20 protein-coding genes are annotated in these 20380 nt (G+C 68.2%); 16 read left to right on the forward strand and 4 right to left on the reverse strand.

Features of this window, described 5'->3' with window-relative positions:
- Positions 1-35: 35 nt before the first annotated feature.
- The 6 genes from GGR36_RS15110 (at position 36) to GGR36_RS15135 (ending at position 4555) form a co-directional block, all read left to right on the forward strand.
- Positions 36-476 (forward strand): Fur family transcriptional regulator, encoded by a 441-nt coding sequence (locus GGR36_RS15110; protein WP_183635626.1) that lies wholly within the window; start codon positions 36-38, stop codon positions 474-476.
- Complete coding sequence (locus GGR36_RS15115) at positions 473-892, forward strand: MerC domain-containing protein (RefSeq protein ID WP_183635627.1); 420 nt, start codon at positions 473-475, stop codon at positions 890-892. Before GGR36_RS15110 ends, GGR36_RS15115 begins: the two co-directional genes overlap by 4 nt.
- Before the next feature lie 37 nt (positions 893-929).
- Complete coding sequence (locus tag GGR36_RS15120) at positions 930-1328, forward strand: hypothetical protein (RefSeq protein WP_183635628.1); 399 nt, start codon at positions 930-932, stop codon at positions 1326-1328.
- A 66-nt stretch (positions 1329-1394) separates the two neighbouring features.
- On the forward strand, positions 1395-2816 hold the full coding sequence (locus GGR36_RS15125) for a TonB-dependent receptor (RefSeq protein WP_183635629.1): 1422 nt from the start codon (positions 1395-1397) through the stop codon (positions 2814-2816).
- A gap of 54 nt (positions 2817-2870) precedes the next feature.
- The gene (locus tag GGR36_RS15130; RefSeq protein ID WP_183635630.1) at positions 2871-3782 is read left to right on the forward strand and encodes a metal ABC transporter substrate-binding protein; all 912 of its coding nucleotides are present in this window, start codon (positions 2871-2873) and stop codon (positions 3780-3782) included.
- Positions 3782-4555 carry a metal ABC transporter permease gene (locus GGR36_RS15135; RefSeq protein ID WP_183635631.1) on the forward strand — a complete coding sequence of 258 codons (774 nt, stop codon included), beginning with the start codon at positions 3782-3784 and terminating at the stop codon, positions 4553-4555. Before GGR36_RS15130 ends, GGR36_RS15135 begins: the two co-directional genes overlap by 1 nt.
- 16 nt (positions 4556-4571) lie before the next feature.
- On the opposite strand, the gene GGR36_RS15140 is transcribed toward GGR36_RS15135, so the two are convergent.
- On the reverse strand, positions 4572-4904 hold the full coding sequence (locus GGR36_RS15140) for a hypothetical protein (RefSeq protein WP_183635632.1): 333 nt from the start codon (positions 4902-4904) through the stop codon (positions 4572-4574).
- Between the two features lie 264 nt (positions 4905-5168).
- Between GGR36_RS15140 and GGR36_RS15145 the strand changes: the two genes are divergently transcribed.
- A complete protein-coding gene (locus GGR36_RS15145) occupies positions 5169-6782 on the forward strand; it encodes a GGDEF domain-containing protein (protein WP_183635633.1) in 1614 nt (537 codons plus the stop codon).
- A 10-nt stretch (positions 6783-6792) separates the two neighbouring features.
- Here the strand turns inward: GGR36_RS15145 and GGR36_RS15150 are convergent, their stop codons facing one another.
- The 3 genes from GGR36_RS15150 to GGR36_RS15160 all read right to left on the reverse strand — a co-directional run bounded on the left by GGR36_RS15150 (position 6793) and on the right by GGR36_RS15160 (position 11844).
- The gene (locus tag GGR36_RS15150) at positions 6793-8019 is read right to left on the reverse strand and encodes an MFS transporter (RefSeq protein WP_207064455.1); all 1227 of its coding nucleotides are present in this window, start codon (positions 8017-8019) and stop codon (positions 6793-6795) included.
- A gap of 75 nt (positions 8020-8094) precedes the next feature.
- Positions 8095-10446: a fatty acid cis/trans isomerase gene (locus GGR36_RS15155; protein ID WP_183635634.1), complete on the reverse strand. Its 2352-nt coding sequence runs from the start codon at positions 10444-10446 to the stop codon at positions 8095-8097.
- A 93-nt stretch (positions 10447-10539) separates the two neighbouring features.
- A complete protein-coding gene (locus GGR36_RS15160; RefSeq protein ID WP_183635635.1) occupies positions 10540-11844 on the reverse strand; it encodes a ferredoxin reductase family protein in 1305 nt (434 codons plus the stop codon).
- Positions 11845-12016: 172 nt separating this feature from the next.
- Between GGR36_RS15160 and GGR36_RS15165 the strand changes: the two genes are divergently transcribed.
- From GGR36_RS15165 to GGR36_RS15205, 9 genes are all read left to right on the forward strand, one after another.
- Complete coding sequence (locus tag GGR36_RS15165; RefSeq protein ID WP_183635636.1) at positions 12017-12445, forward strand: gamma-butyrobetaine hydroxylase family protein; 429 nt, start codon at positions 12017-12019, stop codon at positions 12443-12445.
- 9 nt (positions 12446-12454) lie between these two features.
- Positions 12455-13192 (forward strand): bifunctional demethylmenaquinone methyltransferase/2-methoxy-6-polyprenyl-1,4-benzoquinol methylase UbiE, encoded by a 738-nt coding sequence (gene ubiE, locus GGR36_RS15170; RefSeq protein ID WP_183635637.1) that lies wholly within the window; start codon positions 12455-12457, stop codon positions 13190-13192.
- A 110-nt stretch (positions 13193-13302) separates the two neighbouring features.
- Positions 13303-14196, forward strand: coding sequence for a Tim44 domain-containing protein (locus GGR36_RS15175; RefSeq protein ID WP_183635638.1), 894 nt, complete (start codon positions 13303-13305; stop codon positions 14194-14196).
- A 5-nt stretch (positions 14197-14201) separates the two neighbouring features.
- Positions 14202-14804, forward strand: a complete 603-nt coding sequence (locus GGR36_RS15180) for a ubiquinone biosynthesis accessory factor UbiJ (RefSeq protein ID WP_183635639.1) — start codon at positions 14202-14204, stop codon at positions 14802-14804.
- Positions 14805-15080: 276 nt separating this feature from the next.
- A complete protein-coding gene (locus GGR36_RS15185; protein ID WP_183635640.1) occupies positions 15081-15932 on the forward strand; it encodes a M23 family metallopeptidase in 852 nt (283 codons plus the stop codon).
- A gap of 1 nt (position 15933) precedes the next feature.
- Positions 15934-16299, forward strand: a complete 366-nt coding sequence (locus GGR36_RS15190; protein ID WP_183635641.1) for a guided entry of tail-anchored proteins factor 1 — start codon at positions 15934-15936, stop codon at positions 16297-16299.
- A 101-nt stretch (positions 16300-16400) separates the two neighbouring features.
- Positions 16401-16856, forward strand: a complete 456-nt coding sequence (locus GGR36_RS15195) for a bactofilin family protein (RefSeq protein ID WP_183635642.1) — start codon at positions 16401-16403, stop codon at positions 16854-16856.
- A 156-nt stretch (positions 16857-17012) separates the two neighbouring features.
- Positions 17013-18968 carry a S9 family peptidase gene (locus tag GGR36_RS15200; RefSeq protein ID WP_207064456.1) on the forward strand — a complete coding sequence of 652 codons (1956 nt, stop codon included), beginning with the start codon at positions 17013-17015 and terminating at the stop codon, positions 18966-18968.
- Positions 18969-19232: 264 nt separating this feature from the next.
- The gene (locus tag GGR36_RS15205) at positions 19233-20372 is read left to right on the forward strand and encodes a response regulator transcription factor (protein WP_183635643.1); all 1140 of its coding nucleotides are present in this window, start codon (positions 19233-19235) and stop codon (positions 20370-20372) included.
- The last annotated feature ends 8 nt before the right edge of the window (positions 20373-20380 follow it).

The raw sequence follows: 20380 nt of genomic DNA on the forward strand, positions 1-20380 counted from the left end.
GCTCTTGCAACCCGGTTGCAAATACAATTGCGTGCATGAAGGAATCGCAAGACATCTCCCGCCTGCTGCGCGAACGCGGCGCCCGTGTCACGCCGGCGCGCCTGCGCGTGCTGGCGCTGTTGCGCGGCGCCGAACGCGGCCTCTCGCACCACGACGTCGAAAAGGCGCTGGACGACGGCACGCCGGTCGACCGCGTCACGCTGTATCGCGTGCTCGACTGGCTGGTCGAGCAGGGCCTCGCGCACAAGACCGCCGACGAGCAGCGCGTGTTCCGCTTCTCCGCCGCCACCACCGACGGCGAGCCGCATCAGGCGCATGCGCATTTCGTCTGCGACGACTGCGGCAAGGTCTTCTGCCTGCAAGACACGCCGCGCGCCGCGCCGCGCCTGCCCGCCGGCTTCGCCAGCACGCAGGTCGAATTCGAAGTGCACGGCCACTGCGCCGCCTGCAACGTGCCGGTGGAGGAAGCCCGATGAGCGCCCACCACGGTCACGACCACCCGCCGCGCAGCGCCTGGGACAAGCTCGGCATCTTCGCCTCGGCCGCCTGTCTGGTGCATTGCCTCGCGCTGCCGCTGCTGATTCCCTTGTTGCCGGCGCTGGCGCTGATCCCGCATACCGGCGTGCATGCGCTGCTGCTGGTGCCGGTCGTGCTGCTGTCGCTGCTCGCGCTGCTGCCGGGTTACCGGCGCCACCGTTCGCGCTATGTCGGCGTCGCGGCAATCGCCGGGGTGAGCCTGTGCAGCATCGCGGTGGGTGCCGAGGCGCTGTTCCACATCGAATCGCTGGACGTGCCCTTCACCGTCGCGGGCGGCCTGCTGCTGGTCAGCGCGCATTGGGTGAATCTGCGCCGCATGCGCAGCCAGACTGACCTGCAGGCGTGTCCGGCCTGAAGGGCACGCGTCAAACGGGATCAGTCATCTTGCTGCAATGGCAGCCTGCGTTAATCTAGGGTTCCGTGCCCTGCTCGATGGTCCAACAGCCTTGATTGCCGTGACGCGCCGGCGCTTCGTGCCGGCCGCCCTCCTCTTGTGGTTCCTGCTCCTGCTGCCGCTGATGCAGCTGGGCGCGCTGGCGCACGGCTACGGCCATACCGCGCAAGCGCTGCAATCGCAGTCCGCGGTTGACCTGCCGGGCTATCCGGATGTTTCGCCCTGCGAGGCCTGCCTCGCGTTCAGTGGCGTCACCAGCGGTGTCGCCGGCGAATCAGCGCCCACCGCGACGCTGACGCCGGCATTCGACTTCACCCCGCTTTCCGCCCTGCCCGCGTTTCGCGCGCCGGCCCGGCTGCCCTACGCCTCACGCGCACCACCGGCCCGGATCGCCTGAACCGCCCTCTAACGCCACCCGCACCGGGTCGGCGTTCCCGTTCATTGCGATTGATCCGAGGCATTCATGCTGCAAAGGAAACTGCTGTCCGCGGGCATTGCGCTCGCGCTGACGAGCCCTGCCCACGCCGGCGAAAGCGCCGAGCTGGCGAAACTGCGTAAGGAAATCGAGGCGATGCGCGCGAGCTACGAAACGCGCATCCAGGCCCTCGAAAAACGACTGGAAAAGGCCGAGGCGCAATCGGCCGCGGCTGTGGTGGTTGCGCCCGCGCCGCTGACCACCCGCCCAGTGCCCGAACCGCCTAGCGTTGCCGAGGCGGCGCCGCCGGCTGCCGCACCGGTTGCCGCCGCGCCGCAATCGAGCGATGCCGCCTTCAACCCGGCGATCTCGCTGATCCTCGCCGGCAACTACAGCTTCCTGAAGCAGGACCCGGCCGGCTATGCGATCACCGGCTTCCCGCTGCCGCAGGGGGTCGAAGCCGGCCCCGGCGAGCGTGGCTTCAATCTGGGCGAATCGGAACTGGGCCTGTCGGCCAACATCGACCACCGCTTCCGCGGCGCCATCAACATCGCCCTGCACGGCGACAACAGCGTGTCGGTGGAAGAGGCCTATGTGCAGACGCTCGGGCTCGATCACGGGCTGGGCCTGAAGTTCGGCCGCTTCCTGTCGGGCATCGGCTACCTCAACGAGCAGCATGCGCACACCTGGGACTTCGTCGATGCGCCGCTCGCCTACCAGGCCTTCGTCGGTGGCCAGTTCGGCGACGACGGCCTGCAGGTGCGCTGGCTGGCACCGACCGACACCTACCTCGAATTCGGCGCCGAAGCCGGTCGTGGCGCCAACTACCCGGGCGGCGACAGTGGTGGCAACGGCGCCGGCGCCTGGTCGGCCTACGGCCATGTCGGCGGCGACGTCGGCGAAAGCCATAGCTGGCGCGCCGGGCTCTCGTACCAGCACGCACGTGCGAACGCACAGGCATGGGATGCGACCGACCTGGCCGGCAACAGCGTCACGAACGCCTTCTCCGGCAAGACCCAGCTCTGGATCGCCGACTTCGTGTGGAAGTGGGCGCCGATGGGCAATGCCACGGTGCGCAACTTCAAGCTGCAGGGCGAGTACCTGCATCGCACGCAGAGCGGCGATCTGGCCTACGACACAGCGGCGACGAACAGCGTTGATGCCTATCGCAACAGCCAGTCGGGCTTCTACCTGCAGGGCATCTACCAGTTCATGCCTGGCTGGCGGATCGGCCTGCGCGGCGAACAGCTCCAGCACGGCACGGCGGAATACGGCATCAACAGCGCCTCTCTGGCCGCCAGCGACTACAACCCGACGCGCGGCAGCCTGATGCTTGATTACAGCCCGAGCGAGTTCTCGCGCTTGCGCCTGCAATTCACCCGCGACCGTTCGCGCGAAGGCCTTGCCGACAACCAGGCCTTCCTGCAGTACCAGATGAGCCTTGGCGCCCACGGCGCCCACCTTTACTGATTGGCAAGGGCCGCGGCGCCCACAAGGCCTGCGTCCGAACCGGAGAACCCCGACATGAAGAGATTCCTTCTCGCGACGCTGCTGACCGCATCGCTCGCCGCCGTATCCAGCCCCGCTTCGGCGGCCCTCAAGGTGCTCGCCTGCGAACCCGAGTGGGGGGCGCTGGCGCAGGAACTGGGCGGCGACAAGGTCGACGTCACCGTCGCCACCACCGCGCTGCAAGACCCGCACCATGTGCAGGCCAAGCCCAGCCTGATCGCCCGTGCGCGCAACGCCGAACTGCTCGCCTGCACCGGCGCCGGGCTGGAAGTCGGCTGGCTGCCCATCCTGATCCAGCAGTCCGGCAACCCGGCGATCCAGCCCGGCAAGCCGGGCAACTTCGCGGCCTCCGACTTCGTGCAGAAGCTCGACGTGCCGACCCGCGTCGATCGCGCCGACGGCGACGTGCACCCCGAAGGCAACCCGCACATCCAGACCGACCCGCGCAACATCGCCAAGGTGGCGGCGGCCCTGAGCCAGCGTCTGGCGCAGATCGATGCCGCCAACGCTGCGTTCTACGCGCAGCGTGGCCAGGATTTCGCCAAGCGCTGGGATGCCGCACTCGCCCGCTGGGCGACCCAGGCGGCGCCGCTGCGCGGCATGCCCATCCTCGTCCAGCACAAGGCCTGGAGCTACATGGAAAACTGGCTCGGCCTGCAGTACGTCGATGCGCTCGAACCCAAGCCGGGCGTCGAGCCGACGGCTTCGCACCTGCAAGAGATCCTGGCGCGCCAGAAGGACCACCCGGCCAGGCTGATCGCCTATGCCGCCTACCAGGACGCACGCTCGGCGGACTGGCTGGCCGAGCGCGCCAGGATCCCGGCGGTGCAGCTCCCGTTCACCGTGGGCGGCACGCCTGCGGCGAAAGACCTGTTCGGTCTGTACGACGACACCCTCGCGCGTCTGCTCAAGGGAGCCGGCAAATAATGGACCTCTCCGCCCTCGACCTCTCCATCCTCGGCCCGGCGCTGATCGCCGGCCTGCTCGTGCTCGCCACCCATGTGCCGATGGGCATGCAGGTGCTCGACCGCGGCATCGTCTTCATCGACCTCGCGATCGCGCAGATCGCCGGCCTTGGCGTGATCGCCGCCGACTTCATGGGCTGGGAGCCGCAAGGCATGCTGGTGCAGGTGGCGGCGGTGGCGGCGGCCCTCGCCGGCGCCTTGCTGCTGACCTTCACCGAGCGGCGCGCCGGCAGACATCAGGAGGCACTGATCGGCGTGCTCTTCGTGCTCGCCGCCAGCGGCGGCCTGCTCTTGCTGGCGAGTAACCCGCACGGTGGCGAGCATCTGAAGGACCTGCTGGTCGGGCAGATCCTGTGGGTCAGCCCGAAACAGATCGTGTGGCTGGCGGTGCTGACCGCGGTGCTGCTGGTGCTGTGGTTCGGTGGCGCGAGCCGGCGCGGCAGCTTCGTGTTCTACGCCCTGTTCTCGATCGCGGTCACCGCGTCGGTGCAGGTGGTCGGCGTGTATCTGGTGTTCTCCAGCCTGATCATCCCGGCCCTCGCCACCCGCAACCTGGCCGGCACGCGTCGCCTGCTTGCTGCCTGGGCGCTGGGTGCGGTCGGCTACGCGCTCGGCCTGGCCGCCTCGGCGGTGCTGGATCTGCCGTCGGGCGCTGTGATCGTGTGGGTGCTGGCGGTGATCGGCGTGGTGCTCGCGCTGGCGACCGCGCCGGCACGCGAGGTCGCAGCGGCCTGAAGTCTGTGGCGGGGGTTCAACAACCGAATCGCCCGCCGCAGTGCCCCCAGTACGACACCGTAGCGATCAGCACCAGCGCGAGGTTGATTGCCGGCAGCAGCGCGATCTTGATGGCGTGGCGGCGCGAGCGGTTGCGAGTCAGCGCGGCGCGGCTCCAGGCCAGTGCGACCAGGTAGAGGAAGGGGTAGGGCCACACCGTCAGCAGCACCGCCAGCATGTAGCCGTTCTGCAGCGCGCGTGCGTCCTCGGCCAGATTGACGGTGAACAGCGCCATGAAGGGCCAGCCGATGAGCAGCAGGCCGAAGATGACGTTCAGTCCGGTCACGATTTCGCGCTTCATGCTTGCCATCGAGTGTCCCCTTCCGCAAGGTCGATCCGGGCAACGCGCCACCGCAGCGTGCATGACTGTCACGCAGCGGCATCGCGTTTGGCCAGTATGGAACCGCCGCCGCGATGCATACCGTGACGTATCGCGCGCTTGCTTCATCGTTCGCCAGCAAGGGGCATGCCGGCACCGTTCATCCCCCTGCCCTCAAGCTGCGCGGCAGGATGTCGTTGACCGGATATCGCCACCCGCCGTCGCAATCCCTTCCGCTGCGAGGACTGCCGCCCCATGTCACTGCTGGTCCGCCTCATCCTGGGCGTCGTTGGCCTCATCGCCGTGGCGGCACTGCTGGCGTCGAACCTGCTGCAGCGCGGCTTTGGTGCGAGCTATGCGCAGATCGAACGCGACGCCGCGCAACACGAGATGCAGCGCCTGGTCAGCGCCCTTGAAATCGAGGCGCGTTCGCTCAGCCAGTTACTGCTGGGCTGGGCGCACTGGAGCGAGCTGTACGCCTACGTCGGCACCCGCGACGCCGCGTTCCGCCGCGACAACCTGAGCCCCGCCACGCTGGCCCCGTCGGATCTGGACTGGGTGCTGGTGATCGGCGCGAACGGTGAGTTGCTGGATGCCGTTGCCGCCGTCCGCCCGGCGCAAGGGCTGCCGGATCTGGCCCGCCTCAAGGCACCGGGCGACCCCCTGTTTGCGGCGCTGCGAGGCCCGCTTGCCGCGGACGCGCAGCACTGCGGTGTCGCCGTGCTCGCAGGCGTGCAGTACCTGGCCTGCCGCATGCCGATCCGCGATACCACGGTGATGCAGCCGCCACGCGGCATGGTGGTGCTGGGCCGGCGCTTCGACGCGCGGATGATCCAGCGCGTGCGCAAGGAAAGTCAGCTGGACTTCGCCCTCGCGCCGGCCTCGAACGGACCGAGCGCGGATGAAGTCGCAGGCGCGCCGATCGCCTCGCCGGTCTTCGGCCACGCCAGCCCCTTGATCCGCACCCTGCCCGATACCCTCGAACTGCGCCTGAACATCTCGGACCTGAACGCGAAACCCTTTGGCGCGCTGGTGCTGCACGTGCCGCGTGAAATCAGTGCGCTCGGCCGCAGCAGCCTGCACAAGGCGCAGCTCGAGCTGCTTGCGCTGGCGATGCTGATCGGCGTGCTGCTGATCTTCGCGGTGGACCGCATCCTGGTCTATCGCCTGCGCCGGCTGACCGCCGACATCGACCGCATCCGCACCGAAAAGAACTGGTCGCTGCGGGTGGACGAGCAGCGGCACGACGAGATCGGACGCCTTGCGGCGCACACCAATGCGCTGCTCGGCGTGATCGACGCGCAGGTGCAGGATCTGGAGAAGCGCGCCACCACCGATTCGCTGACAGGGCTCGCCAACCGCCGCGCCTTCTCGGAACGGCTGGAACAAGCGATCCGCCGTCAGCAGCGCAGCGGTGCGGCGCTGGCGCTGATCATGCTCGACATTGACGCCTTCAAGGCCTTCAACGACCGCTATGGCCATGCAGCTGGCGACCGTGCGCTGGAACAGGTCGGCACCATCCTGCAGAGTGCCGGCGCGCGGGTCGGCGATCTGAGCGCGCGCCTGGGCGGCGAGGAATTCGCGATCCTGGTCGAGAACACCAGTCCGGAGGGCGCGCTGACGCTGGCGCAGCATGTGCGCCTCGCGATCGAAGCGCTGGGCATAGCGCACAAGACCGCACCGCACGGGCGCCTGACCGTGAGCATCGGGCTGGCGGTGCTGCAGCACGGCGAGAGCGGTGAAACCCTGTATCAGCGCGCCGATGCCGCGCTCTATCGCGCCAAGGAAGAGGGCCGCAACCGCGTCGCGGTGGCCCGCGAAGGCATGCCGGTGCTGATGGAAGCCGGCGGCCGCAGCGTCAGCGTCTGAGCGCTGCCGCTCAGGCCGAGGCCGCTTCCCTGCGCGTGACGCGCGCGCCCAGGGCCAGCGCCAGCACCGTGACCGCGGCGGCGAGCAGCATCGACGCGCCCGGCATGTGCCAGCCCACCGCCGGGTCGATCGACCACGCGAACACGACGCTGAAGGTGCCCGGCGCGAGCAGACCCACCAGCGCCGATGCGCTGCTGTTGGCGCCCTGCAGCTGGCCCTGTTCCTGCGGGCTGACATGGCGCGACATCAGGGCTTGCAGTGCGGGGCCGAAGAAGCCCATCAGCGCGAACACCGGCAGGCCGGCCCAGAACCAGATGCCGCTCGGTGCCAGACCGTACAGCGCAAAGCCGCCGGCGCCGGCGGCCAGACCCAGCAAGAGCGCGCGACGTTCGCCGATCAGCGGCACCACCCGCCGCACCAGCACCGCCTGCACCAGCACGTTGCAGATGCCGACCGCCGCCAGCGTCAGGCCCACCGTCTGGGCGCCCCAGCCGTAACGGTGGCTGGTGTAGAGGACGAAGGTCGAGGGCAGCGCGTAGTGCGCAAACCAGTACAGCGCATTGACGCCGGCGAGGCCGAACAGCTCGCGGTGCGAACGCAGCAGCGTCAGTGCGCCGAGCGGGTTGGCGCGCTTCCACGAGAAGCTGGCCGAGCGGCGCTCGCGCGGCAGCGATTCCGGTAACACGAAGAGCCCGTAGGTGAAGTTGGCCAGCGCCAGCGCGCCGGCCACCCAGAACGGCAACCTTGGTTCGATGCCGCCGAGCAAGCCGCCGACCGCCGGCCCGATCACGAAGCCCAGGCCCCAGGCCGCACCGATCATGCCGAAGGCGCCGGCGCGCTTGTCCGGCGGCGTGACGTCGGCGATGTAGGCGCCGGCGGTGGAGAAACTCGCCGCGGTAATCCCCGAGATGACCCGCCCGATGAACAGCCAGGCGAGCGTGGGCGCCATCGCCATCAGCAGGTAGTCGAGGCCCAGACCCAGGCACGAAATCAGGATCACCGGGCGGCGGCCGTAGCGGTCCGACACCGCGCCGAGCAGCGGGGAGAAGATGAACTGCATCAGCGCCCAGGCGGTCGAGAAACCGCCGTTGATCTCGGCCGCGCGGGCAGTGTTGCCGTCGAGGAAGGCCTCGATCAGCTTGGGCAGCACCGGGATCACCACGCCCAGCGCCAGCACGTCGAGCACCACGGTGATGAAGATGAACACGACGGTGGCGGTGCGCGGGGGAGTGTTCACGATGCGTCCCGGTGGTGGAAAGCGGCGATTGTGGCAGACCGGTGTGACGTGTGGTCTGCCACCTTCCGTTTGCGCTCAGCGGTTCTCCAGCCGGTTGTAGTCGAGCAGGCCGCCGTCGATCGGGCCTTCGCGCTGCATGGCGGCGTGCAGCACATCGCTGAAGGCCCAGAAATCCGCCCGTGTGCGGCGCACCGCGAAGCGGTCGGCCAGGCGGCGGTAGTCCGCTTCCGAGGCGAGCCCGCGCACCGCCTCGGTCAGCGCCGGCAGATCGGCGGCCTTGAGCTGGTAGAGCGCGTTCGGGTAGGCGCCGACGAAGCCGGGCACCACGGTGAGGCGGTTCTCGTCGGGTGCCAGCCCCTTGGATTCGCGCAGCAGGTGGGTCACGTTGAAGTGGCCGGTGTCGCGCAGCAGCGAGAAGTAGTGCGGGTGGCCGGCGCTGTCGGCGACTTCGAGATAGGCGACCTCCGGCATCCAGTCGAGGCTGGCGCCCTGCACCGCGGCCAGCGCTTGCAGGGGGCGGCGCAGCGCGGCGTCGGGGTAGGTGCCGAGCGCGAGCCGGGTGTCGAGCGCCGGGCCGAGGCGCTTCTTCAGCAGCGTGAAGAGTTCGGTCTTCGGGTCGTCGCTGCGGAAAGGCACCGCGGATTCGACGCCGGCGTCCATGCCCAGCACCCGTTCGAGCGCATCGCCGTCGCGGCGGTACCAGTAAGACAGGGTGTCCTTGCGCACCGCCTGCGGCAGCAGCATCGCGAAGTTGGTTTCGCCTTCCATGCGCAGGAAGTCCATGTAGAGCCGGCTGTGAAGCTGGTGGCCGATGTTGCCCCAGACATCAAAACCTGCCGAGAGCAGGTAGAAGACCCGCTCGAACAGGTTGTAGCCCATCACCCAGGCGGTTTTCGGCGGCTCGCCGACGAGGCCTTTGACCACGGTGGCGCTGTCGAAGTGGCGGAAGATCGTCAGCGCGGCGTTGGGGTTGTGGCCGTCGCCGTCCCAGATCATGGTCAGCGCCGGCCCGCCGCGCTTCTGCGCCACCTCGCGCAAGCTTGCGGTGCGCGCGCGGACGAACTGCTCTTCCTGTTCGGCGTAGGCCCGCCAGGGTTTGATGAGGCCGGCATCGCTGCCCCAGGCCGCCGGCAGTTTCAGCTTGGCCGCTTCGCGCTGGACGCGCTCGTTGGCATCGCTGACCGCGCCCTCATCCGGGTCGGTGAAGAAGACCCAGAAACGGTCTTCGATCACGTCCAGCGCGAGTTGCCCGCGGCACACCGGGCCCTTGATGAAGTTCATGACGAAGAACTGCGCTTCGTCGAGCAGGAAGCGATGGCGCGAATTGACCGGAATCTCGTGGAAAGTGGCGAGCGGATTCGCGGCCGTCTGCGCGGTGTAGCCGGGCAGCGCAGCGACGGTGTAGTCCGGCTTCAGGAACCAGCCGCGATACTTCGTCATCCGTTCGGCGTCGAGCCGGTAGGGCATGTGGGTCTTCGCGACGATCGGCTCCTGATCGCGCTGCAGGCGGTAGAAGACGCGCAACACGCCGGGGTCGTCGAAGGGCCGGCGCGTCGCGACGAGCTGGATCGGCTGGCCCGGCGGCGTGGCGCTGCGCACCAGCTTGTAGGCGTTGGCATCCTTCGCGCCGCTGACGTACAGATGGCCGAGGAACAGGTGTTCGTACAGGTAGCGGCTCATCAGCCGTTCCTTGTTCGAATCGCCGTTCAGAAAGCGTTCCCAGTTGTCGACCTCGCGTTGCTCTGCCGCAGGTACTGGCGCCGGGCCTTCGTCCGGTGCGCCCTGTTCGAGCCAGCGGGCGACCAGATCGAACTCGGCTTGCGTCAGGCCGGGCAGGCCGTAGGGCATGCCGGCAAGTGGCTTGTCGCGGGCGTAGTCCTCGAAGTTCTCGATGCGCGGGCAGCTCTGCTTGCGATCGAGGCCGAAGTCGAAGTCCTTCGGCAGCACATCCACCTGCGGCAAGGGGTGCGCCTGTTTCAGCGCCAGTGCGCGGTAGAGCAGGCTCGCGGTGTGGTTGGCGGCGGGCGTGGCTTCACGCTCGTTGAGCACCGGCGCGAAGCCCTTTTCGCGCCACTCGGAGGCCCGCAAGGCATCGGCAAACAGGCGTGTCGTCGGCGCCTCCTTCAATCGCGTACCGTCGTACACCAGCTCCGGGCTGATGCCGCGCGCGATGCCTTCCCAGCTGCCGAGCTTGAGCTGGCAGGGGGCGTCGTAGCAGGCATGGCACACGACGCAGCGCTTGCCGAGCAGGGGCTGGATCTCGCGCCGGTAGCTCACCTGAGCGGCCGTCGGCGCGGTGGCATGGTCGTAGCGGGTCGGGTCGGCCGGGCCGTGTTCGCGTTCGAAGGCTTCGCGCTGGATCACGGCGCACCCTGCCAACAGGATCAGCATTGGCAGCAGCAGGCGGGGGAACAGGGCGGGCAGCATCGCGCACTCCGGCAAGGACAGAAGAGCCGGCGATGGTACCTCTGCCCCGGTGACGCGCAGCGCGATCCGTGCTCAGCGCGTCACTGCTGGCTTTCAGCGCATGGCAAACCGTTCGCTGTGGAAGGCTTGGCGCGGAAGCCCAAGGCCTTCGAGCTGGCGGCGCAGGCTGCGGGCGAATCCGGCCGGCCCGCAGAACCAGACCTGGCCACCGCGCAACGTGCCGGCTTCCCGCGCCAGACGCGCTGCATCGAGCAAGCCGTCGAGTTCGGCCACGACACGGTGCAGGCGCACGCCGGCTTTCGCGCAACGCGCTTCGAGCCCATCCGGGAAGGCCGCATCGCCGGCGTTGCGGGTGCAGTACCAGAAGTCCACCGGGCGGCGACTGCCACCTTGCGCGATCAGTGCGTCGAGCCGCGCGAGGAAGGGCGTGATGCCGATTCCGCCGGCGATCCACAGTTCGCGTTCGCCCGCCGCATCGAAATCGAAGCAGCCGTAGGGCCCTTCCACCTTCGCCATGCGCCCCGCCGCGAGGCTGCGGCCGAGGGTGGCGGTGTAGTCGCCGAGCGGTTTGATGACAAAACGCGGGCGACACGGGTCGTCGGCCGAGGCGATCGTGAAGGGGTGCGGGCCTTCGCGCGCGTCGAACTGCAGGAAGGCAAACTGGCCGGCCTTGGCGATCAGGCCCGGTGCGGGCAGCTCGAGCCGCAGGTCCACCAGGCCGCCGCCGTGCACCGTGACGGCCGCGACGCGACCGTGCAGGGTGCGCGCCCGGCCGATGCGCCCGGTCAGCGACCACAGCGCACCCACGCCACCCACCGTCGCTGCCGCGATCACCAGCCAACCCGCCGCACCGGCATACCAGGCGTCCGGCGCCAGCATCAGCGCATGGAAGGTGCCGAACAGGAACACCACCGCCAGGGCCTTGTGCACCCAGCGGAAGTAACGGTACGGAATGCGCTGCACCAATGCGACCACGAGCAGCGCCAGCATCACGTAGAAGGCCCATTCGCCGCTTTCCTTGGCGAAGTCGATCAGGGCGCTGTCCGGGCCATGCGGGCCGCCGCGTGCGCGCCGCATCACCCAGCCCAGCTGTACCAGCCAGCGCGCGCCGTTCTCGGCGAACCAGTGCAGGCCGAGCGCGACACCGGCGGTGATGCCGAGCCACTTGTGCAGCGCGTAAGCCTTGTCGAGCCCGCCGAGCGGACGTTCGAGCCAGCGCGGGCGCGTTGCCAGCAGGATCGCGGCGCTCATCGCCAGCAGGCCGACCAGTCCGCTCAGCAGCACCGCCTCGCGGCGCCATTGCCAGAACCCGGCGCCGTCCACCAGGCCACCCGCGCCCGGCGTCAGCGCCCACACACCCAGCGCCAGCGCGCCGAGTCCAGACACGATGCGTTTCATCTTCGATGCTCCAGTGCAATCTGCATGCATCACAGCCTAGACCGCCATGCGCGCGCGACGCTTGACCCGCGCGCTCGCAACTCTTACCGGATGCGACTGCGCGGACGCGTCGGCCGGCTGCGTTAAACTTGCAGCCTTCGCCCCGACGCCTTGACGGGGCCTGGAGCCCACCATGTCCGGACTCGACGCCGACACCCCCATCCCGACCGACATCCGCTTACACCAGCGCTCGCGCCTGCTCGAGATCACCTTCTCCGACGGTGAGCGTTTCGAGCTGCCCTGCGAGTACCTGCGCGTCTATTCGCCGTCGGCCGAAGTGCGCGGCCACGGCGAAGGCCAGGAAGTGCTGCAGACCGGCAAGCGCGAGGTGAACATCAGCGCGATCGAGCCGGTCGGCCACTATGCGGTGAAGCTGGTGTTCACCGACGGGCACGACAGCGGGCTCTATACCTGGGACTACCTGTACCAGCTGGGCGCGCGGCACGAGCCGCTGTGGGCCGAATACCTGCGCCGGCTCGAAGATGCCGGCGCCAACCGTGATAGCGAAACCCCCGCCGCGCCCAAGGGCGGCTGCGGCACCGGCGCCTGTGGCAGCCACTGAGGAAAGAACATGAGCGACAAGACCACCCACTTCGGCTACGAAACCGTCAAGGAAGAAGAAAAGGCCAAGAAGGTCGCCGGCGTCTTCACCTCGGTCGCGCAGAAGTACGACGTGATGAACGACCTCATGTCGATGGGCATGCACCGGCTGTGGAAGAAGTTCACGATCGACATCGCCAACGTGCGGCCTGGCGAGCGCGTGCTCGACGTCGCCGGCGGCACCGCCGACCTCTCGCTGGCGTTCGCCAAGCGCGTCGGCGACAGCGGCCAGGTGTGGCTCACCGACATCAATCACGCGATGCTCTCGGTCGGCCGCGACCGCGTGCTCGACAAGGGCTTCAGCCTGCCGACCGCGCAGTGCGATGCGGAGAAGCTGCCCTTCGCCTCGGACAGTTTCGATCTGGTGACGGTGGCATTCGGCCTGCGCAACATGACGCACAAGGACGTCGCGCTGGCCGAGATGCGCCGCGTGCTGCGCCCCGGCGGTCGCCTGCTGGTGCTCGAATTCTCGAAGATCTGGAAGCCGCTCGCGCCGGCCTACGACGCCTACTCCTTCAAGCTGCTGCCGTGGATGGGCCAGAAGGTCGCCAACGACGCCGACAGCTACCGCTACCTCGCCGAATCGATCCGCATGCACCCGGACCAGGACACGCTGGCCGAGATGATGCGCGGCGCCGGCCTCGAGCGCGTGCAGTACTTCAACCTCGCCGCCGGCGCGGTGGCGCTGCACCGCGGTTACAAGTTCTGAGCATAGGAATATCGACGCCAAGGGCTTGGCTTTCGCAGCCAGCCCTTGAACTTGTCGTGCTCGCTCGCATCTAACAGCCCGACTCCACTGACACGAAAGCAGTCGCACGAATGAAACGTCTGATGATCGCGGTGTTTGCAATCTTCATCGGTAGCGCGATGGTTGTGGCGGACGCCGAGGCCAAGCGCCTGGGCGGCAGCCGTTCGATCGGCATGCAGCGCACCCCTGCCGCCGCACCGGCCCGCCCGGCGACCCCGCCGCAAGCGGCGCCGCAACCTGCGCCGGCGTCGGCCGCCAAGCCGGGCATGACGCCGCCGGCCGCGCAGCCTTCCGGCTGGCGCAAGTGGGCCGGCCCGCTCGCCGGCCTGGCTGCCGGTATCGGCCTCGCGGCCCTGCTGTCGCACTTCGGTGTGGGCGCTGACTTTGCTGGCATCCTGCTGGCGATGCTTGCCGCCGGCGTGGTCTTCATGCTGATCCGTCGTTTCATGGCGGGCAAGGCGTCGCAATCGACACAGTCGATGCAGTACGCAGGCGCCGGTGCGCCGTATAACGCGCAATCCGACCGCCCGACGGTCACGGCCATCGGTGGGGGCGTTGCACCGCAGGCGGCTGAAGCCGTCGCCAACACGCTGCCGGCCGGTTTCGATGCCGAAGGCTTCGCGCGCAATGCCAAGGTGCAGTTCGTGCGGCTGCAGGCCGCCAACGATGCCGGCAACCTCGAAGACATCCGCGAATTCACGACGCCGGAAATGTTCGCCGAGTTCAAGCTGGACATCGATGAGCGCCGTGGCGCCGCAAACCAGACCGACGTGATCCAGCTCGACGCCGACGTACTCGAAGTGGTCGAGGAAGGCAGCCGTTACATTGCGAGCGTGCGCTTCCACGGCCTGCTGCGCGAGGCCAAGGACGCACCGCCGGCCGGATTCAACGAGGTCTGGCACCTCACCAAGCCGGTTGCCGGCAACGGTGGCTGGGTGCTCGCCGGCATCCAGCAGGTGGCCTGAACGCGATGAGCGAGACCGCGCGCCCGTCCATCGCCAGCGCCGGCTTTGCGCGCGCGCTGGGGCACCTGCTCGCGCGCAACGCATGGGCGTGCGAGCGCCTTGCGCCGTTCTGCGGGCGCCGCGCGCGCCTCGCCTTCGGCGCGGTGGCGGTCGATTTCGTCGTCGGCGAGACCGGGCAGATTGCCGCCTGCGCTGCGTCGGACGATGCCGACGTGCGCCTCGAACTTCCCGCGGAGGCGCTGGCGAAGCTACCCGAGGGGCCCGAGGCGCTGTTCCGGCAGGCGCGTATTTCCGGCGACGCTCATTTCGCCGAAACGCTGGGCTTCGTGCTCCGCAATCTCGAATGGGATGCCGAAGAGGACCTCGCGCGCGTCTTCGGCGACCCGCTCGCGCACCGCTTGCATCAGGGGGCAACGCAGTTCGCCGGGTGGGGCCGGCAGGCGGCGCAGAACCTGGTCGAGAACCTGCGGGAGTACGCGGTGGAAGAAGCACGCATCACGCCCTCGCGCGACGAACTTGATGCCTTCGGCCGCGACGTCGCGACCTTGCGCGATGACCTCGCGCGGCTGGGCAAGCGGGTGGATCGACTCACGCGCGGCCCTGCCTGACGGCGCCGAATCACCAAAGCATTGAAGATTGAACGCCCCCGATCGTGGGGCGTTTTTCTTGGTTCGCGCGATCCAGTCGCTTGATCCAGTTCAGGTTTTCGCTTGACGACGGCATTGCGCGTCGGAGGGTTTTACACTTAAAGTCCGGTTTTCCACCCGCTCGACCGCACGACGCTTGCCCGCGCCAGGCAACGCGATACGGTCGGCCCCGGCCCCTCCGGTCATCCCGGCCCGGGCGCGAGACACCATAAGTAGATCAAGGGAGGGAGACAACTCATGGCGTTTGTCATGCTATCCACCGGCGGACTGACCGCCGCTGGGGTGCGTACGCTTTCGACCCGCACCCTGCTGCTGGGCGGCATCGTGTTTGCGCTGACCCTGCTGCTCACCGGGGCAGCGTTCGGCTACCTGCTTGCGGGCGGCTCGCCGGCCGCCTTGCCGAAGATCCCGCTGCTGCGCCAGAACCCCTACACCGTCGAACAGCTTGGCGCGATCGCCGGGCGCGTGTTCAGGCTCGAAAACGAAGCGGCCCATCTGGGTCGCAAGATCGGCGTGCTGGAAGACTACGAACACAAGGCCAAGGGCAAGGGCGGCAGCGGTGGCCCGATGCTGCCGCCGCGCGTGATCACCAGCCGCGATCCGATGGCAGAACTCGAAGCCGCGTTGGCGCGTGTCGAGAACCAGCTGTCAGAAGTCGGCCAGGTCACTGCACAGCGCAACCTGGGCCTGATGACCTTTCCGAGTCGCCGACCGATCGAGGGCGTGGAGATCGGCTCGACTTTCGGCAACCGCGTCGACCCCATTACGCGACGGCTGGCCTTTCACGCCGGGCTCGACTTCACCGCCGACCCGGGCACCTCGATCCACGCGGCTGCCGGCGGCGTCGTCGCCTTCGCGGGCTGGAATTCGGACTTCGGCTGGGTGGTCGAACTCGATCACGGCAACGGCCTGATGACGCGCTACGCCCACGCCTCGAAGCTGCTGGTCAAGACCGGGCAGGTGATCGAGCCGGGGCAGGAGATTTCACGGGTTGGCTCGACGGGCCGCTCCACCGGACCGCATCTGCATTTCGAAGTGATCCGCGACGGCGAGTATGTCGATCCGCGCGATTACCTCGCCGGGCTCTGACATGGCGATCCCGTTCCGCGCCGGTCGCACGCGCCAGCTGACCCATGCCGGCCTCGTGCTGACGCGGCGCAAGTGGCCGGCGACGCATCTGCTTCTGGGTGCCGCGGCCGGCGTGTTCGTTGCGCTGCTGCTGATCGCCGGCTTCTTCCTGTTCGCACCGGAAAGCGAGAGCGTGCGCGAGCTGGCGAGTGCGCGCAGCGAAATGCGCACGCTGCAGAAGACGCTGGAGGAACGCACGCTGCATGCACGCATGAGCGAAGCGCGTGCGGCCGAACTCGAGCGTCAGGTCGACACCCTCAACGAACGCATCCGTGCCCTGCAGGACGAAGTGACCTTCTTCCGCAAGGCGCAGGAAGGCAAACGCTGACGCGCCTGCGCGCGAACGCCACCAGAACCCCCACCCGGCTGTGCGCCGTGTGCCGCGACAGCCGGACGCGCCCCAGCGCCCCGCATCCAGGAGAAGTAGTCATGTTCGGAAAACAGAAGAAACCCCACCTGATCGAGGTCAGCAAGCTCTCCAGCCTGATTGCCGAAGACGTCGAAATCACCGGCGACATCGTGTTCGGGTCCGGATTGCGTATCGATGGCGCGCTCAAGGGCAACGCCATCGGCAAGGACGGCGAGGCCAAGAAGGACAAGAGCCTGCTGGTGCTTTCCGACAAGGGGCGCATCGAAGGCAGCGTGCGCTGCTACGACGCGGTGATCAACGGCACCGTGATCGGCGATCTGGAAGTCGAGCATTTCCTCGAATTGCAGCCCAAGGCGATGATTTCCGGTTCGATCCGCTATCACAAGCTGCAGATGGAAGTCGGTGCCGGCGTGCAAGGCACGATCCAGCAGGTCGGCGGCGATCGCCAGGTCGACAACGTGGTGGAACTCGCCGTCGACAAATCCGACAAGGCTGACAAGGCGCGCAGCGCCTGACAGACTCTCGACGCCGAACGATCGGGGCAGCTCTGCGGCACACGTCGCAGCTGCCCCGATCGCTTTTGTGCGACCGGCATCGCCCCTACAATCGACGCTCGCCACATCGGCGACACCCTTCCCTCCCCCGGCACAACCGAACGGAGCCCGATCCGCATGCCTCGCCTTTCCCCGCGCTTCATCCTTGCATCACTCGGCGCAGCGTTCGTCGCGTCGTCCGCCTTGGCGCAGACCGCCTACTCCGGCCACGGTGCCGAGTCGGTCAGCGCGGCGACGCTCGAACAGTTTCGCCCCAAGCCCCTGCCGGCCGATATTTCGCGCCGCATCCAGTCGGTGCTGGATCTGCGTGCGCCGGGTAGCGGCCTGCTCTCGCCCGACGGCAAGCACCTTTACTTCTCATGGCGGGTCAGTGGCAGCGACCAGGTCTGGCGGCTCGACGGCCCCGACCGCTTCCCGCTGCAGATGACTGGCGGCGAAGATCGCACGCTGCCGTTGGCGGTGACGCCGGACAGCAAATGGCTGGTCGTTTCGCGCGACCGCAAGGGTGAAGAGAACCCTGGCATCTACCTGCAGCCGGTCGCTGGCGGTACCCTCAAGGCGGTGCAGCACCTGCCCAAGGTGCAGACGCGCTTCGCCTTCGTCAGCGACGACAGCCGTTTCATCTACTTCAGCGCCAACGACCAGAAGCCCGACAGCTACGCGATCTACCGCTACGAGATCGCCACCGGCGCCAAGACCACCGTTTTCGATCAGCCCGGCCTGTGGGACATCGCCGACCATGCCAGCGACGGCCGCCTGCTGCTGGTGAAGGAAACCGGCTCCCAGTCGCGTGAATATTCGTTGCTCGACCGCGACGGTGCGCTCAAGCCGTTGCTCGGCCAGGGCGAACAGGAGAGCTACGAGGCGAAGTTCGGCCACGCGCCCGGCGAGTTGCTGGTGAGCACGACCAAGTTCAGCGACTTCCGCCGCCTCTATCGCTGGAAGGCCGGCAAGTTCGAGCCGCTCACCGGCGCGCTCAAATGGAACGTCGAGGCCTTCGGCACCGACGATGCCCGCCGCCGGCTGTACTACACCGTCAACGAAGCCGGTTACAGCCGCAGCCATGCGCTTGATCTGGTCAGCGGCAAGCCGCTCTCGCTGCCATGGCCGGCCGGTGCCGACCACCAGAACATCGGCTCGCAGACCTACGACGGCCGTTATGTGGTGCTCTCGGTCGGTACCGCCAAGGCGCCGCGCCAGAGCCTGGTGTGGGACTGGAAGACGCGCAAGCTGACGCGCTGGGTCACGCCCTCGACGCCGGAAGAAGACACCACGCGTTACGCCGCCGCGAAGCTGGAAAGCTACCCGGCGCGCGACGGCACGCCGATCCCGATGTTCGTGCGTCGCCCGGCGCAGTGCGAAGGCGCCGATGCACCCGTCTGCCCGGTGCTGGTGCACTTCCACGGCGGGCCGGAGGCGCAGTCTCGGCCAGGCTTCTCGCCGCTGTGGCAGATGTTCGTCGATGCCGGCTTCATCGTCGTCGACCCGAATGTGCGCGGGTCCGACGGGTACGGCCGCGCCTGGCTCGATGCCGACAACGGGCCCAGACGGCTCGACGTGATCACCGACATCGAGGACGCGTCGATCTACATCCGCAAGGCCTGGGCGAAGAACGGCGTGGTACCCAAGGTGGGCGTGTTCGGCGGCAGCTATGGCGGGTATTCCACGCTGATCGCGATGACCATGTTCGCCGGCGCCTACGACGCCGGCGCGTCGGCGGTGGGCATTGCCAACCTGAACACCTTCCTGAAGAACACCGCGCCCTATCGCCGCGCGCTGCGCATCTCCGAATACGGCGATCCGGAGCGCGACCACGATGCGCTGGTGAAGCTGTCGGCCACCAGCTACATCGACCGCCTCAAGGCGCCGCTGCTGATCAGCCAGGGCGCTTCCGACCCCCGCGTACCGGTGGGCGAGGCGCTGCAGATGTACGAAGCCGCAAAGGCGCGCGGCACCCCGGTCGAGCTGATGATCTTCGCCGATGAGGGTCACGGCACCTCCAGGCGCGAGAACCAGGCGCTCGAGTGGGGCCACATCCTGCGCTTCTTCCAGCAGCACCTGCTGGCGCATTGAGCTGCCCGCCCGTCGGCATGCCGGACATGCCGGCGGGCAACGGCCCGCCGCACGGATGGCTGTACGGCGCGCCGCAAGCGTCTAAACTGAGGGCAGATAGCCAATTCCGGGCGGCGCCTGCATGTGCGCGCCGAATCGCGGTGGTGGTGATGCGTGATCGTGACCCGCCAAGCGACAGATACCCCTCAAGGCTGCGCCGAATCATCCGATAACCCCGGCAGGACACACAGTTGGCCAGGGTCAGCGCTGTCACAAGGGGGACGCATGCAAGCGGAGAATCCGAACGGTACGGTGCTCGTCATCGATGACGACGCACTGATCCGCGAAATGGTGAAGGACGCGCTGGAACCGGCCTGGCGCGTGCTTGAGGCGGAGAACGCCAGCCTCGGCCTGGACATGGCCGCCGAAGCAGCGCCAACCCTGATCCTGCTCGATGTGCAGATGCCCGGCATCGACGGCTTTGAAGCCTGTCGTCGACTCAAGGACGATTTCGCCACGTCCGACATTCCGGTGCTCTTCCTGTCGGGCCTGAACACCCTGGAAGACCGCATTGCCGGGCTCGAAGCCGGCGCAGAGGACTTCATCGCCAAGCCCTTCGACGCGGTGGAGCTCAATGCCCGCCTGCGCGGCCTGTTGCGCCATCTTGACGAGCGCAAACGCCTTGCCGCGAGCGCGCAGAATGCCTTCACGACCGCCTTTTCGGCCATGACCAGTGCGGGCGAACTGGGCGTGGTGATCGAGTTCATGCGCAGCGGCTATGCCTGCCAAGACTATGCGGCGCTGGCTGGCGCCGCGCTTGCCGCGCTCGCGCAGTACGGCCTGGATGGTGCGGTGCGTTTGCGTGGCAGCGCCGGCGAACTGGTGCGCACGCCGTTCGGCGAGCCGTCCGCGATGGAATCGGGCGTACTGGCGCTGATGAGCGGGCAGGACCGCATCGTCAGCTTCGGCAAGCGCGCCGCCTTCAACTATCCCGGCGTCACCCTGCTGGTGAAGAACATGCCGATGGAAGACCCGGAGCGCGTCGGGCGCTTGCGCGACCATCTCGCGATCCTCGCCGAGGCGGCGGCGGCGCGTGTGCGCGCGCTCGACGCCGAGGCGGTGCTGCGTACCCGCGAGCAGCAGATGCGCGAAGTGCTCGCCGCCACCCGCGCGGCGATCACCAGCATAGAGTCGCAACGCAGCGCGCAGCGCAACCAGGTGGTGGTGGCGCTGGAAGCCATGCTGCAGGGCACCGAGCGGGAATTCGTGCACCTCGGGCTGAGCGAATCGCAGGAAGACCGCGTCGCCGCGCTGCTGCGCAACGCCAGCTACGAAGTGCTCAATATCTACGACCATGCGGACGATGCCAGCGCCGGCCTGCGCGAGGTGGCACGCCGGCTTGCGGACGACGTCAGCGCCGGGTAAGGCGGGAG

Source organism: Niveibacterium umoris, assembly GCF_014197015.1.
GTDB classification, from domain to species: Bacteria; Pseudomonadota; Gammaproteobacteria; order Burkholderiales; family Rhodocyclaceae; genus Niveibacterium; species Niveibacterium umoris.